At 69.1% G+C, this 12,707-nt stretch carries 13 protein-coding genes; 6 read left to right on the plus strand and 7 right to left on the minus strand.

Features of this window, described 5'->3' with window-relative positions; translation table 11 throughout:
• Positions 1-8: 8 nt before the first annotated feature.
• From purL to purS, 4 genes are read right to left on the minus strand one after another with little or no spacing between them, the layout of a single operon-like run.
• On the minus strand, positions 9-2,270 hold the full coding sequence (gene purL, locus OG876_RS09415; protein ID WP_328524404.1) for a phosphoribosylformylglycinamidine synthase subunit PurL: 2,262 nt from the start codon (positions 2,268-2,270) through the stop codon (positions 9-11).
• 1 nt (position 2,271) lies between these two features.
• A complete protein-coding gene (locus OG876_RS09420) occupies positions 2,272-4,329 on the minus strand; it encodes a hypothetical protein (protein ID WP_328524405.1) in 2,058 nt (685 codons plus the stop codon).
• Positions 4,329-5,000 (minus strand): phosphoribosylformylglycinamidine synthase subunit PurQ, encoded by a 672-nt coding sequence (gene purQ, locus OG876_RS09425; protein ID WP_328524406.1) that lies wholly within the window; start codon positions 4,998-5,000, stop codon positions 4,329-4,331. Before purQ ends, OG876_RS09420 begins: the two co-directional genes overlap by 1 nt.
• Positions 4,997-5,248, minus strand: a complete 252-nt coding sequence (gene purS, locus OG876_RS09430; RefSeq protein ID WP_132156044.1) for a phosphoribosylformylglycinamidine synthase subunit PurS — start codon at positions 5,246-5,248, stop codon at positions 4,997-4,999. The genes purQ and purS overlap by 4 nt, the downstream gene beginning before the upstream one ends.
• 114 nt (positions 5,249-5,362) lie before the next feature.
• Between purS and OG876_RS09435 the strand changes: the two genes are divergently transcribed.
• The 5 genes from OG876_RS09435 to OG876_RS09455 all read left to right on the plus strand — a co-directional run bounded on the left by OG876_RS09435 (position 5,363) and on the right by OG876_RS09455 (position 9,199).
• Complete coding sequence (locus OG876_RS09435; RefSeq protein ID WP_328524407.1) at positions 5,363-5,884, plus strand: PadR family transcriptional regulator; 522 nt, start codon at positions 5,363-5,365, stop codon at positions 5,882-5,884.
• Positions 5,881-6,564, plus strand: a complete 684-nt coding sequence (locus OG876_RS09440) for an ABC transporter ATP-binding protein (RefSeq protein WP_328524408.1) — start codon at positions 5,881-5,883, stop codon at positions 6,562-6,564. Before OG876_RS09435 ends, OG876_RS09440 begins: the two co-directional genes overlap by 4 nt.
• Entirely contained in the window at positions 6,564-7,880 is a 1,317-nt protein-coding gene (locus OG876_RS09445) for an FtsX-like permease family protein (RefSeq protein ID WP_328524409.1), read from the plus strand. Before OG876_RS09440 ends, OG876_RS09445 begins: the two co-directional genes overlap by 1 nt.
• Before the next feature lie 112 nt (positions 7,881-7,992).
• Positions 7,993-8,607, plus strand: coding sequence for a CDP-alcohol phosphatidyltransferase family protein (locus OG876_RS09450; RefSeq protein ID WP_328524410.1), 615 nt, complete (start codon positions 7,993-7,995; stop codon positions 8,605-8,607).
• A 103-nt stretch (positions 8,608-8,710) separates the two neighbouring features.
• Positions 8,711-9,199 (plus strand): hypothetical protein, encoded by a 489-nt coding sequence (locus tag OG876_RS09455; protein WP_328524411.1) that lies wholly within the window; start codon positions 8,711-8,713, stop codon positions 9,197-9,199.
• Positions 9,200-9,319: 120 nt separating this feature from the next.
• Here the strand turns inward: OG876_RS09455 and OG876_RS09460 are convergent, their stop codons facing one another.
• Positions 9,320-10,195, minus strand: a complete 876-nt coding sequence (locus OG876_RS09460) for a phosphoribosylaminoimidazolesuccinocarboxamide synthase (protein WP_328524412.1) — start codon at positions 10,193-10,195, stop codon at positions 9,320-9,322.
• Entirely contained in the window at positions 10,192-11,277 is a 1,086-nt protein-coding gene (locus tag OG876_RS09465; protein ID WP_328524413.1) for an FAD-dependent monooxygenase, read from the minus strand. The genes OG876_RS09460 and OG876_RS09465 overlap by 4 nt, the downstream gene beginning before the upstream one ends.
• Positions 11,278-11,330: 53 nt before the next feature.
• Between OG876_RS09465 and OG876_RS09470 the strand changes: the two genes are divergently transcribed.
• The gene (locus OG876_RS09470; protein ID WP_328524414.1) at positions 11,331-12,083 is read left to right on the plus strand and encodes a TetR/AcrR family transcriptional regulator; all 753 of its coding nucleotides are present in this window, start codon (positions 11,331-11,333) and stop codon (positions 12,081-12,083) included.
• On the opposite strand, the gene OG876_RS09475 is transcribed toward OG876_RS09470, so the two are convergent.
• Positions 12,067-12,489, minus strand: a complete 423-nt coding sequence (locus OG876_RS09475) for a hypothetical protein (RefSeq protein WP_328524415.1) — start codon at positions 12,487-12,489, stop codon at positions 12,067-12,069. The genes OG876_RS09470 and OG876_RS09475 overlap by 17 nt on opposite strands.
• Positions 12,490-12,707: the final 218 nt, after the last annotated feature.

The raw sequence follows: 12,707 nt of genomic DNA on the forward strand, positions 1-12,707 counted from the left end.
GCGTCCGGTCAGTTGAGGGCAGCCGGGAGCGTCTGCGTCCAGGCCGTCCGCAGCTCGGTCAGCGGCACCTCGAACTGGTCCTGGACGTCGAGGGTGTCGCCGGTGATGACGCCGATCTTCGCGTGCGGGAAGCGGCGGGCCGTGCACATGTCGGTGAACCGGACCTCTTCGGTGCGCGGTACGGCGACGACCGCGCGGCCGGCCGATTCCGCGAACAGGAAGAGGAACGGGTCGAGCCCGTCCGGCGCCCACACCCTCGCACCCACACCGCCGCGGAGCGCCGACTCGACCAGCGTCTGCGCCACGCCGCCGTCGCTGACGTCGTGCGCTGCGTCGATCAGGCCGTCGCGGGACGCGTTGATCAGGATGTCGGCCAGCTGCTGCTCAGCCGCCAGGTCGATCGCCGGCGGCCGTCCACCGAGGTGGCCGTGGATGACGTGCGCCCACTCCGACCCGGACAGCTCCTCCTCGGTCTCACCGAGCAGGTACAGCTGGTGGCCCTCCATCTCGGGCGTGAAGCCGATCGGCGTACGACGGGTGACGTCGTCGATAACGCCCAGTACGCCGACCACCGGGGTCGGCAGGATCGGAGTGTCACCGGTCTGGTTGTAGAACGACACGTTGCCACCGGTGACCGGGATACCGAGCTCCTTGCAGCCGTCGACCAGGCCGCGGATCGCCTCGGCGAACTGCCACATCACCGCCGGGTCCTCGGGCGAGCCGAAGTTCAGGCAGTCGGTCACCGCGGCCGGCCGAGCGCCGGTGGTCGCGACGTTGCGGTACGACTCGGCCAGCGCGAGCTTCGCGCCGGTGTACGGGTCGAGCTTGGCGAACCGCCCGTTGCAGTCGGTCGACACCGCGACACCGAGCCCGCTGGTCTCGTCGACCCGGATCATCCCGCTGTCCTCGGGCTGCGCGAGCACCGAGTTGCCCAGCACGTAGCGGTCGTACTGGTCCGTCACCCAGGACTTGTCGCACAGGTTCGGCGAGGCGACCAGCTTCAACAGGGTGTCTCGCAGCTCCGCGGGCGTGGTTGCCCGCGGCAACTTCTCCGCGCCGTCGGCCTGCAGCTCGTCCTGCCAGTCCGGCCGCGCGTACGGCCGCTCGTAGACCGGCCCCTCGTGCGCGACGGTCCGCGGCGGTACGTCGACCACCCGCTCACCGTGCCAGTCGATCTGCAGCCGGCCGGTGTCGGTGACCTCGCCGATGACGTCCGCCTGCACGTCCCACTTGGCGCAGATCTTCAGGAACGCCTCGACGTTGTCCGGCGTGACGACCGCCATCATGCGTTCCTGCGACTCGCTCATCAGGATCTCTTCCGGCGCGAGCGACGCGTCCCGCAGCGGCACCTTGTCGAGCGACACGTACATGCCGCCCTCGCCCGCGCTCGCGAGCTCGGACGTCGCACACGACAGGCCCGCGCCACCGAGGTCCTGGATGCCTTCCACCACGCGCGCGGCGAACAGCTCGAGCGTGCACTCGATCAGCAGCTTCTCCATGAACGGGTCGCCGACCTGGACCGCCGGCCGCTTGGTCGGACCGCCTTCGGCGAAGGTCTCCGACGCCAGCACCGACACTCCGCCGATCCCGTCGCCACCGGTCTTGGCGCCGTACAGGATGATCTGGTTGCCGACGCCGGTCGCGTTGGCCAGGTGCAGGTCCTCGTGCCGCATCACGCCGACGCAGAGCGCGTTGACCAGCGGGTTGCCCAGGTACGTCGGGTCGAAGACGACCTCACCACCGACGTTGGGCAGGCCGAGGCTGTTGCCGTAGCCACCGACGCCGGACACGATCCCGGGCAGCACGCGCTTGGTGTCCGGCGCGTCCAGCGGGCCGAACCGCAGCGGGTCCATCACCGCGACCGGGCGGGCGCCCATCGCGAGGATGTCGCGGACGATGCCGCCGACCCCGGTCGCCGCGCCCTGGTAGGGCTCGACGTACGACGGGTGGTTGTGCGACTCGACCTTGAACGTGACGGCGTACCCCTCGCCGATGTCGATGACGCCGGCGTTCTCACCGATGCCGGCCAGCATCTTCCCGGCCGGCGTCTCCTGCGGGATCTCGCCGAACTTGCGCAGGTGGACCTTGGACGACTTGTACGAGCAGTGCTCGCTCCACATCACCGAGTACATCGCCAGCTCGCAGCTGGTCGGCCGCCGGTCCAGGATGTCCCGGATCCGCTGGTACTCATCCGGCTTCAAGCCGAGCTCCGCCCACGGCTGCTCGACGTCAGGGGTGCTACTGGCGTTGCTGACGGTGTCGGTGGACACGTTAGGACTCCTGCACTAGGTGGGACTCAGGTGAAACGGTAGCGGGCTGCTCAGTGCTCACAAGGTGAGCCACCAGCAGTGGTACGGCGAAACCGGCCATGATCGCGGGTAGGGCGACACCGGCGTCGTTCAGCAGCATGCCGACCAGACCGCAGGTCGACAGGGCGAGGAGGGTCGGCCGGATCATCGGCAGACTGGTGTAGAAGCGGCGGTACGACTCCGAGGGCACCTTCTCGGGCAGCACGGTGGCGAGCATGCACAGCACCACTGCCACGAGCATGGCCCAGCCGGACGGACCGGTGAAGAACTGCACCGCCATCTGCAGCTTGCGGATCAGTACGTTGCTCACGTCCCCGTCGAGCAGCCGGGCCACGAACGTGCCGAAGTGGCTCCGCTGGTCCGGCGGCCGCAGATAGTCGAGGTAGGCGACAGCGGACACCGCCAGTACGCCGGTCAGACCCACACCGATCAACGCACGCAGTGAGATGCTGCCGCGCCAGGTCAGCCAGGCCATGAGCAGCACAGCCGGGGTCAACGCGATGATGCCGCCGAAGTCGGTCCCCCAGCCCGGCCGGCCGTCCACCACGACCGCTGCGCCGCCGATCGCGAGTACAGCGAGCGCGGCCTGCACTCTGCTCTTGTCGATCAGCTTCTGCGCCGCCCAGCCGGCAGTGACGAGGGCTGCGACCGCAAGCGTCGCGAAAGTGGAGTTGCCGAAGCCATAGAACCGTCCACCGATCACCGGCCCGTCGGTGAACATGCTCCCGAACTGCAGCGGCGTCCCAAGCACGCCATCCACCAGCAGGATCAGGTACGCCGTCAGCGCGATCCCCAGGAACGCATAGCGCTTCAGCACGACCTGAGCCACACCTGCCAGGATCACGCTGATCCCGAGAACCACGCAGTACAAGGAGAAAGCGGGCGCGGGCCACCGCCACCACACAGTCGCTGTGGACAGGAACACCGCGATGAAGAATCCACCCTGCGTCAACAGCGTGAACACGAACGTACGACGGGACCGTGGGCTGCGCTTGATCCAGAACCACGCGAGCGCGAGGAGTTCCGCGGCGAGGATCGTCATCGAGACCGCGACCAGCATCGGCCGTGGCTGCTCGAACCGCTGATTGGTGTCCAGCCGGTTCTCGATCACCGCGGCCGCATCGGTGTGCACGTCACCGGTGGAGTGGATCTCGTTCCCGTCCAGCGGCCCTGCTTTCGCCGCACCCGCCGGATCCACCTCTGCGGCTGTGCGTCCGCGCAAGATCGTCGCCGTGATATCGGTCAGCTGGATCAGACCCGGTCGGCGGGTGCTGTCGCTCGTCAGCCAGCGCGGACCGTTGTCCGGCGGGAGCTGCATCGCAACGAGCGGCTCCTGGTGGGTGTTGGCGAGCTCCTGGCTGACGCCGACCAGCAGAACCCATCCGCCGGCCGCCCGGGCCTGGGCGACCAGATCCGCGACCTTCTTGCGGGCCTCGGCTCGCCCCTCACGGAGTGGTAGCGCTCCGGCGTCGACGATCGCATCGCCGCAGTCCGGGCTCGCCAACCGGGCCTCGTCGAACGCTGGTTGCCAGTTGGTCACCGAGCCGTCGGTGTGAGCCAGTGCGATCGCCGCACCCGGTCCGAAGCCGCACATCGGGTAGCCGGCCTGACCGAGACGGCCGATCGGTGCGTCCGTGTGGTGCTCCGCCTGTCGGTCGACGTACGTCTGCCAGCCGGCGATCTTGCCGTCCACGACGGGAGGCAGGTCACCGCAGGGCAGGTCGGCGACGCTCCCCCACGCCCGGGTGCCGGCGCTGATCGTCAGCCAGCCGTCGACCGGGCAGGTGTGCGGGCCGGCGGTCTTCACGGTGATGGAGCCGACGTTCGACTGGTTGACCAGCGCGGTCAGCTCCGGCGACGCCTTCACGTCACTCCACGTCAGACCGGAGACGCCGATCACCACGACCTTCGCCATCAGGCTCGCCGGCTGGGCGTTCGCCGTACCGGTGGCGGCGAGCACGGCCGCCGCGGTCAGAAAGAGGCTGCGGGCCAGGAGGCGCCGCAACCTTGACGACTTCATCAGCTGGAGACGACGGCCTTCAGCACCGAGGTGAAGAAGCCCAGGCCGTCCGTACTGGGGCCGGTCAGTGTCTCGACGCAGTGCTCCGGGTGCGGCATCAGGCCGACCACGTTGCCGCGCTCGTTGGTGATCCCGGCGATGTCGCGGTACGAGCCGTTCGGGTTCTCGTCCAGGTAGCGGGCGACGACCCGGCCCTCGCCCTCCAGCCGGTCCAGGGTCGCCTCGTCGGCGACGTACGAACCGTCCTGGTTCTTGAGCACGATGGTGATCTCGTGGTTGGCGTCGTAGTCGCTGGTCCAGGCGGTGCGGTTGTTCTCGATCCGCAGCGGCTGGTCCTTGCAGATGAACTTGCGGTGGTGGTTCTTGATCAGGGCGCCCGGCAGCAGGTGCGACTCACACAGCACCTGGAAGCCGTTGCAGATCCCCAGCACCGGCAGGCCCTCGCCGGCCCTCTTGATGATCGTGTCCATCACCGGCGCGAACCGGGAGATGGCACCGGCCCGGAGGTAGTCGCCGTACGAGAAGCCGCCCGGCAGGACGACCGCGTCCACACCGTGCAGGTCGGCGTCTCCGTGCCAGAGCGCGACGGCCTCGGCACCGGCCACGGCGGTCGCGCGGCGGGCGTCGACATCGTCGAGCGAGCCGGGGAAGGTGACGACCCCGATCTTCACTGCGCGTCCTCGACGTGGAGGGTGTAGTCCTCGATCACGGGGTTGGCCAGCAGCGTGTCCGCGGCCTTGCGGATCTCGGCGACCCGTTCCTCGGTCGCCTCGCCGTCCAGGGTGATCTCGAACCGCTTTCCCTGCCGGACATCGGCCACGCCGTCGAAGCCGAGCCGGCCGAACGCGCCGTGCACCGCCTTGCCCTGCGGGTCGAGGATCTCGGGCTTGAGCATGACGTCGACGACAACGCGAGCCACTGACTTACTCCAGGTCTCGTTCCGGGGTGACGCCTGAATCCTACCGATCCAGCCCCAGAACTCCGCATCGCGGACTATTCACTCAGTACATACACGCAGTGTATAGTCGCTGCCATGGCAACCGCCGAGCTCGTCCTGGGGCTGCTTTCGACCGGCCCGGCGCACGGGTACGACGTGAAGCGCGGCCACGACACGTGGTTCCCGGACAGCCGGCCGCTGGCGTTCGGGCAGGTGTACACGACACTCGGCCGGCTGGAGCGGGACGGACTGGTCGAGGTGGTCGACAAGACCTCCGGCGGCGGCCCGGATCGGACGGTCTACGCGCTGACGGCCAAGGGCCGCGACCACCTCACGGACTGGCTCAGCGACCCGGTGCCGCCGGCCTGGGGCAGCGCCGACGAGGTACTGCGCAAGCTCGTCGCGGCGATCCGGACCGGTGGTGACGTGGCGGCGTTCCTGGCCCGGCAGCGCGCGAGCCACCTGCGCCGGATCCGCGAATTGCGGGAGACGCCGGCCGAGGACGACCCGACCTCGCCGCTGGTCCGCGAGTACATCGTGGCCCACCTCGACGCCGACCTGCGCTGGCTCGACAGCGCCCTCGAACGCATCTCCGAGCAGAAAGGAGCTCGCCCATGAGTACGTCGCAGCCGGTGCTGCAGCTGGACGGTGTCGAGTACTCGTACCGGCGCAACACAGCGCTCAGAGGCGTGTCTCTGCAGCTCAGGCCCGGTGAGGTGGTCGCCGTGACCGGCGCCAGTGGGTGCGGCAAGTCGACCTTGTTGCACTGCGCCGCCGGCATCCTCAGTCCGGATGCGGGGACGGTCCGAGTAGACGGTCAGGATCTGGCTGCTCTTGCGGAAGAGCAGCGCTCTCGGCTGCGCCGTACGAAGGTCGGCATCGTGCTGCAGTTCGGCCAACTGGTTCCTGATCTGCCGTTGATCGACAACGTCGCGCTCCCGCTGCTCCTGGATGGTCATGAGCGCGGCGAGGCGCATCTGAGTGCGCTCGACTGGCTGAAGCAGGTAGGGATCGCGGACGAGGCGGATGCGGTTCCGGCTGAGCTGTCCGGTGGTCAGGCGCAGCGGGCCGCTGTGGCGCGCGCTCTCATCACTGGACCGTCCGTCGTTCTGGCGGACGAGCCGACCGGCAGCCTGGACAGCCGCGCCGGGCAGGAACTGCTGGAGGTGCTGCTGCAGGCCGCGCGGTATCGCGGAGCCGCGCTGCTGATGGTCACGCACGACAACCTCGTCGCCGCCTCGGCGGACCGCGAAATCAGACTGCGCGACGGCCTGATCCAGCACGAGGTGACGCTCTGATGACCCTCGAGACGCTGGTGCGACTGGCCCGCTCGCGGACGCCCGCCGACCGCGGCCGAATCCAGCTGGCCACGGCAGCGTTCGGGCTCAGCGGAGCGTTCTTGCTCGGGGATTTCCGCATCGCCCGGCTCGGCAAGGGAGAGCTGCCGCAAACCGTCTACAGCAACTACATCGCCGAGACCGGACTACGGTCCGGATTGCTCGCAATCTTCCTCATCCTCGCAGTACTCACCGCCGGACTCGCTGTCCAGGCGTTGCGACTCGGTACGGCGGCTCGCGAGCGCCGACTGGCCGCACTGCGATTGGCCGGCGCTTCGCGGAAGCAGGTGCGGCAGCTGTCCGTGACTGACGGAGCCATGGCCGGGCTGGCCGGCGGACTCCTCGCGGGACCGATCTATCTGGTGCTCAGCTTGCTGCTGGGAGCGCTGCCGCGAATCGCCCAGATCCTGCCGGGTGTGGAGGTGCTGGACGCGCTGAGCTGGATTCCGGTGGTGGCGATGATGACGGCAGCCGGTGCGGTGATCGGCAGTCTTCTACAACGCGAGCAACCCCACGAGGAGCCGCCGGCCGACCAGCGCCGTACGGGCATCATCGCCGGACCGGTGATGGTCATCCTCGGGCTGCTCACCTCCCGCTACCTCGGGTACGTCGCCTCCACGGTTCTGATCGCCGGACTGGCCTTGCTGTTCCTGGGCGCCTCGGTGGTGTGGATCAGAGCCATCGGCCGGCGGCTCCAGCGATCCGGTGACCCGGCCAACCTGCTGACGGGCGTCCGTCTGATCGCAGACTCCCGTCCGTCCTCGCGGATGAGCGCTCTGCTGGGCTGCTGCGGATTCCTGGTCGGCACCCTGGCCATCGCGCTGGTGAGTGCGCTGACCGAGCCCAACGCGGAGACCGGGAGCTTCTTCGCCACCGGGTTCGGGCTGGGCATCGTCGGCGTGCTGCTGCTGGTGGTGACCGCCATGGCCGCCCTCGTCGTCGGCGTCGCCGACCAGCTGGTTGACGAGCGCCGCCAACTCGCCTCGCTCACAGCACTCGGGGTGGACGAGCGGTTCCTCCGCCGCGTCATCCGCCGCCAGTTGACCGCGGTCGCCGCACCCGCACTCGCCGGCGGCCTGCTGCTGGGCACGATCATCGGCGTCGGCCGGATGTCCGGCGGCGCGGTCGGTCCGCTCGACCCGCGCACGTTGCTGACCGCCGCCGGACTGACCGCCGCGGGCTGGCTGCTCAGCCACCTCGGCGCCGTCGCCGCCGGCTTCCTGCTGCGCAACCAACTCCGGGACGCACTCGACCCAGAAAACCTGAGGGCCGCCTGATGACTGTGCTTTTGGCCGGGCCTTCGGCGCCGGCAGTGTCATGGGGCCTTGGTTCCCGGTCTTCCCTCGTCGCTCCAGTCGCTGCGCTCCTCAGTCCAGGCCGGGAGGCCCCATGACCGACGTGCTCGTCTTCCGACCGGTACTCCTGCTGGGTGTCCCGAACCGGATCACCCTGGTCCGCACTGTCGTTGCGATGGTGATCGCCGCCATCGCGTTCCGCACCGGCATGCTCAGCTGGCTGGTGATCGGGTACGCCGCCTACTGGCTGGGCGACATGGCCGACGGCGCGGTGGCGCGCTACCGGAACGAGGAGTCCGTCGCCGGTGCGGTGTTCGACATCGTCTGCGACCGGGCGTGCTCGTTCCTGCTGGCGGCCGCGTTCATGGCCACGTTCCCCGCGACCATCGGGCCGCTGGCGATCTTCCTGGTGCAGTTCGGCGTACTGGACACCATGCTGTCGCTGGCGTTCCTGCTCTGGCCCGGCACGCTCAGCCCGAACTACTTCTACAAGGTGGACCGGCCGATCTGGATCTGGAACTGGTCCAAGCCGGCCAAGGCGATCAACACCGCGGCAGTGGTGCTCTCGTTGATCGTCGCGCACCAGACCGGCGCGCAGTGGCTGCCGTACTCGATCGCGATCGCTGCGTGCGTGGTCAAGGTGGTCTCGTCGTACCGGCTGACCGCGATCCTGCGTGGACGGCGGCTCGCCGTACCCAGTCAGCCGTGACTGTCAAGGGGGCGACGGCCCGGCTCGGGTGGGACCCTGGCTCACCCCGGGTGTGGGGCTGAGTTGCGTGGCAACGTTGGCCGCTGCGCATAGCCTCGGGGTCATGTGGGTCTGGCAGCTCGTGCTGGCGGTGGGCTTCGGGATCGGGTCCGCCGTCGTACCGGTGCTGAACGCGGAGGCGTACGTCCTCGGCGTCGGCGTCTCCGGCGCGCTGGACCCGGTGGTGGCCGCGATCGGGGTCTCGATCGGACAGACCATCGGCAAGGTCGCGATGTTCCTCGCCGTCCGCTACCGGCCGGGGTACGCCGCCCGGAAGGCGAAGGAACCGAAGCCGGTCAACCTCGGGACGCGCTGGGGCCGGTTCGTGCAGTGGAACCGCGACGTCAGCAAGCGGCTGCTCGACGCGATGAGCGATCGCCGCTGGGGCATCCCGGTCACGCTGCTGAGCGCCTTCGTCGGCATCCCACCCCTGTACGGCGTCGCCCTGATCGGCGGCGCCTCCCGGATGGGCGTCCTCACCTTCAGCCTGTCCGTACTGGCCGGCCGAGCCGGCCGCTTCGTCCTCCTGGCCCTGGGCGTCGGCCTCTTCTAGCCCTCGAACCTCCGGCCGGGCGTCCCCCACCCCGCCGCCGAAGGCAGCTGCTTTTCTCTCAGCCTCGAACTTCCGGCCGGGCTTCCCCCACCCCGCCGCCGAAGGCGGCTGCTTTTTCTCTCAGCCCTCGAACTTGCGTCCGGTCAGCTGCTCGTAGGCGCTGATGTACGCATTCCTGGTGCGTTCGACCACCTCATCGGACAGGGGCGGCGGCGCTTCACCGGAGTGACGGTCCCAGCCGGAGTCGAACTGGAGCCAGTCACGGACGATCTGCTTGTCGTACGACGGCTGCTGCTTCCCCGGCGCCCACTGGTCAGCCGGCCAGAAGCGGCTCGAGTCCGGCGTCAGCACCTCGTCAGCCAGCACGATCGTGCCGTCCGCCCGCGCACCGAACTCGAACTTCGTGTCGGCCAGGATGATCCCGCGCTCCTCCGCCATCGCCCGCGCCCGGGTGTAGACGGCCAGCGTCAGGTCCCGCAGCGCAGCGGCGGTCTCCGCGCCGACGGTCGCCACGACAGCGTCGTACGAGACGTTCTCGTCGTGCTCGCCGAGCTCCGCCTTGGTCGCCGGGGTGAAGATCGGCTCGTCCAGCCGGGAGCCCTCGACCAGACCGGGCGGCAGCGGGATGCCGCAGACCGCGCCGGTGTCGTTGTAGTCGAGCAGACCGGAGCCGCTCAGGTACCCGCGAGCGACGCACTCGACCGGGAACATCGCGAGCCGCTCACACACCACTGCGCGGCCCGCGACGTCGGCCGGTACGTCGGTGGACAGGATGTGGTTCGGCATGTCCAGTTGCTCGAACCACCACAGGCTCATCGCGGTGAGCACCTTGCCCTTGTCCGGGATCCCCGGCTCCAGGATCCAGTCGAAGGCACTCATCCGATCGCTCGCGACCATCAGCAGATCGCCGGACTCCAGCTCGTAGAGGTCCCGGACCTTGCCGGAGTGGACGTGCTTCGCACCGGGGATCTCGGGCGCCTGCGGAAGTGTGGTCACGGACGCGATTGTTTCACCTTGTTCTTCGGCTTCCGCAGGGACACCAGCTTGCCGCCGAGGGTGAACAGCCCGTTGCGGATCGCGCACACCACTGGGTTCTCCACCTGAGCCAGCCGGCCAAGACCCCGGGACCGCTTGACCAGCTTGGTGGTCGCGGGTCGGCGCTCCGCGTCGTACCGAGTGAGAGCAGTGATCAGATCAGTGCTCTCGCCGAGGTGCCGGGCGAGGGCGCCGGCGTCCTCTATCGCCGAGCATGCACCGCGCCCGAGGTTCGGCGTCATCGCGTGTGCCGCGTCCCCGAGCAGCACCACCCGCCCCTGCACGAACGGCACGAGGGGCAACGTCAGGTCATAGATGTCGTTCTGCAGCACCTTCTCCGAGCCGGCCAGCAGCTTCGGGATCGGGTCGTGCCAGGTCTGGAACGCCGCCGGCTCACTCCGGGCACCGGCGGGCTGGTTCGCCGTCGCGTACCAGTAGTAGCGACCGTCGATCAGCGGTACGAATCCGAACAGTTGCCCTCGGCCCCAGGTCTCCCCGCTACCGTCGTCGATGTTCACGTCCGCAATCCCGCGATACGCCGTGTACCCGGAGTACCGCGGCCCGTCGTACGCCGGATACAGCGTGGTCCGGATCGTGCTGCGGATCCCGTCCGCGGCGACGACCAGGTCGGCCCGCAGGTCGTCGTTGATCGTCACGCCGGTGTCGTCCTGGCTGATCGTGGTGACGTCGTACCCCGTGCGGACCGTGATCGCCGGACCGAACTCGGCCGTGATCAGGTCGTGCAACTGCGCCCGGTGGATCATCACCGGGATCTCGACGCCGAGATCGGCCGCCGCGACGACCCATCGGCCATCGGGTTTGCGCATCCCGGCCGGCTTGGAGACCGCGGACGCCTTCTCGACGCCCTTCACCCCGAGCTCCTCGAGAACGGCGACCGCCGACGGCCAGACCGAGATCCCGGCTCCTACCTCACCCAGCTCCGGAGCACGCTCCAGGACTGTGACCTGCCACCCGCACCGTTGCAGCGCGACGGCCGCCGTGACCCCGCCGATGCCCGCTCCCACCACGATCGCCGTACTCATGTCTGAGACTCTACATCTGTAGAGTCGGGTTGGGAAGTGCGAGACTGACCGGCGTGACGAAGCAGGTTCCGCTGGGCGCGGATCGCCGGGACGCCATCGCCGACGCCGCGATCCACCTCGTCGCGACCCGCGGCCTGCGCGGGCTCACCCACCGCGCGGTCGACGCCGAGGCCGGCCTGCCGCCCGGCTCGACGTCCTACTACCTCCGCACCCGCAACGCCCTCCTCACCGCCTGCGTAAACCGCATGCTCGCCCGAGACATGACCGCCGCCGCCCCCACCGGCGCACAGGCGCCAAGCGATGTGGAGGCACCAGGTCGTGAGGCGCCGGATGCTGTGGAGGGGCGGGGCCGCGGAGCGCCGGGTGCTGTGGAGGGACAGGGCCGCGAGACGCCGGGTGCTGTAGAGGGGCGGGGTCGTGGGGGGCCGGGTGGTGTGGAGGTGCCGAGTGGTTTGGGCGTGCCGCCGGTGGAGTTGTTGGTGGGGATGACGGTCGGGCTGGCCCGGGATCGGCCGGACGATCTGGTCGCGCGGTACGAGTTGTCGCTGGAGGCAAGTCGTCAGCCGGAGCTGCGGGCCGCCATCGATGAGGGCGGACGGCAACTACGTGCTCTGCTCGCACAGTCGCTCGACGGACTCGGCGTACCAAATCCGTCGGAAGCGGCCTGGCCGGTCGCCGCGATGATGGACGGACTCCTGTACGACCGCGTCGCGGGGGCGGGTGCAACGCTCTCACCAGAAGCGTTCGAGGCCGGCGTACGGCGTTCTGTCACGGCGCTGATCGAGGGTCTCAGAAGCGGTCGGTGACGGCGATGAAGGTGAAGTAACAGACGCCGACGAGCATGCCGACGTGGCCCAGGACGGACAGCCCCGCACCGGAGCCCCACGCGTCACTCTGTTTGTCCTCGGAGTGTTTGCCACCACTGGGAAGCCAGCGGGCCAGGAGCAACAATCCGATGATTGTCAACAGCCACCATCCGATCAACATGACTAGCGCGATCTCGCGATGACCGGTGACCAGGGCAACGACCCAGCCGATCAGCGTGATGACACCGACGACGGTGTGCAGCCGCAGCAGGGCAGCTGAGTACCCGTGCCGGCCGGCGCCGTGACCGGTGCCGTCGACAACGGTGCCGCCGAGGCGAACGCGCGTCAGCAGTACGACGACCGCACCGAGGGCGGTCAGGAACCAGGTGACGTTCGACCATTCCACGCCCCGATCCTTACCCCACCCCACCACCCCCCGAACCGTCCAACCGTGCCGGAACCTGCCATCACGACACCAAACCCCACTTGAACGCCACTCCCACCAACCAATCCACGAGCGACGCAAGCGTGGCCGCTCAAGCTGAATGCCCAGCGCTCCAGGCAGTTCCCGACCGCGAGTGCCCTGCGGGCGGAGCGGTGTGCGAGGGCGAGTGCCCTGCGGCC

The organism is Kribbella sp. NBC_00359, from assembly GCF_036097425.1.
GTDB lineage: Bacteria > Actinomycetota > Actinomycetes > Propionibacteriales > Kribbellaceae > Kribbella.

Bases quoted from the DNA above. Each gene is read 5' to 3' on its own strand.
- OG876_RS09455 (WP_328524411.1), top strand. From the start codon at position 8,711: ATGTGGGTCTGGCAGCTCGTGCTGGCGGTGGGCTTCGGGATCGGGTCC.
- OG876_RS09440 (WP_328524408.1), top strand. From the start codon at position 5,881: ATGAGTACGTCGCAGCCGGTGCTGCAGCTGGACGGTGTCGAGTACTCG.
- OG876_RS09445 (WP_328524409.1), top strand. From the start codon at position 6,564: ATGACCCTCGAGACGCTGGTGCGACTGGCCCGCTCGCGGACGCCCGCC.
- OG876_RS09435 (WP_328524407.1), top strand. From the start codon at position 5,363: ATGGCAACCGCCGAGCTCGTCCTGGGGCTGCTTTCGACCGGCCCGGCG.
- OG876_RS09450 (WP_328524410.1), top strand. From the start codon at position 7,993: ATGACCGACGTGCTCGTCTTCCGACCGGTACTCCTGCTGGGTGTCCCG.
- OG876_RS09420 (WP_328524405.1), bottom strand. From the start codon at position 4,329: ATGAAGTCGTCAAGGTTGCGGCGCCTCCTGGCCCGCAGCCTCTTTCTG.
- OG876_RS09465 (WP_328524413.1), bottom strand. From the start codon at position 11,277: ATGAGTACGGCGATCGTGGTGGGAGCGGGCATCGGCGGGGTCACGGCG.